Source organism: Burkholderia sp. ABCPW 111 (genome assembly GCF_000773065.1).
In the GTDB taxonomy this organism is placed as follows: Bacteria; Pseudomonadota; Gammaproteobacteria; order Burkholderiales; family Burkholderiaceae; genus Burkholderia; species Burkholderia savannae.
On the sequence record NZ_JPWT01000034.1, the window covers coordinates 1 to 1,494 of the forward strand.

Genomic DNA, 1,494 nt, shown 5'->3' on the forward strand with positions numbered 1-1,494 from the left:
CGCCTACATGATCCCCGCCGCGTTCGTCTTCCTCGACGCCCTTCCCCTCACTCCCAACGGCAAGCTCGACCGCAAGCGGCTTCCCGTGCCTGACGATGCCGAGCGCTCGCACGCCGCCGCGCATCTCGCGCCGCCCGCGAACGACACCGAAGCGATGCTGCGCGACGTCTGGCAAACGCTGCTGCAACGCGAGCCGATCGGCGTGACGGAAAACTTCTTCGAACTCGGCGGACATTCGCTGCTGGCCACCCGGATGATCGCGACCGTCGCCGATCGCCTGAAGGTGACGTTGCCCGTGATGACCGCGTTCAATCACCCGACGATTCGCGAACTCGCCCGCGCGCTCGACGCGCTCGCGCCAGCCGCGCCCGTCGCGCACACGCCCCTGCGGCCGTCGCCCCTCGACGACACCGAAAAAGACGAGCTCATCCTATGAATCTGTTGAATACCCTCATCGACCTGCACGATCGCGGCATCGAACTCGACCGCGTCGACGGCAACCTGAAGATCGCGTTTCGCCGCGACGGCTTGCCGGAAGATCTCAAGCTCTACCTGAAGACGCACAAGAGCCGGATTCTCGACTTGCTTGAACGTCTCGGCATCGATTCGAACCGGGACGTGTGCCATGCGTCGTTCGCGCAGCAGCGCCTGTGGATGCTGGAGCGGATCGAATCCGCGAGCGGACAATACAACATGCCCGTCGCGCTGCATCTCGACGGCGATCTGAACGTGGGCGCGCTCGAGCGAACGCTCGACACGCTGCTCGAGCGGCATGAAGTGCTGCGCACGGTCTACGGAACCGACGACGACGGCGACTGCGTGCAGATCGTGCGGCGCGCGAGCGCCGTCGAGCTTGCGCACATCGACCTGAGCGACGAGGCGGAAGACGCGCGCGTTGCACGCGCCGAGCAGCTCGCGCGCGAGGAAGCCGCAGCGCCGTTCGATCTGAGCACGGACCGGATGCTGCGCGCGACATTGCTGCGGCTCGCGCCGCGCACGCACGTGCTGCTGGTCACGCTCCATCACATCGCCTCGGACGGCTGGTCGATGGGGGTCCTGACGCGCGAAATCGGCGAGCTCTACAACGCCTATGTCCAAGGCCTGCCGAATCCGCTCGAGCCGCTGCGGATTCAGTACAAGGACTACGCAAGCTGGCAGCGCCGCGACGCGCGCTCGCCGACGCGCGAACGCGATCTCGCCTACTGGACGGCGGCGCTGCACGATCTGCCCACCGTCCACAACCTGCCCCTCGATCGCCCCCGGCCCGCCCTCGCCGATCATCGCAGCGGACAGATCGTCCGGCACCTCGACGCCTCCCGGCACCGCGATCTCCTCCAGTTCGCCGCCTCCCGGCAGGCCACCCTCTTCATGGTCCTCCAGGCCGCCTTCGCCGCTTTCCTCTCCAGGCTCTCCGGCACCGCCGACGTCGTCGTCGGCTCCCCCGTCGCCAACCGCCCGCGCCCCGAGCTCGCCCCGATCGTCGGCTTCTTCGTC

2 protein-coding genes are annotated in these 1,494 nt (G+C 67.7%); both read left to right on the forward strand.

Features of this window, described 5'->3' with window-relative positions; all coding sequences use genetic code 11:
- A partial coding sequence (locus tag X946_RS05305) for a phosphopantetheine-binding protein (RefSeq protein ID WP_200886421.1) occupies positions 1-436 on the forward strand: 436 nt, incomplete at its 5' end.
- The coding region (locus X946_RS05310; protein ID WP_038744732.1) for a condensation domain-containing protein at positions 433-1,494 on the forward strand (1,062 nt) is incomplete at its 3' end. The genes X946_RS05305 and X946_RS05310, both read left to right, overlap by 4 nt.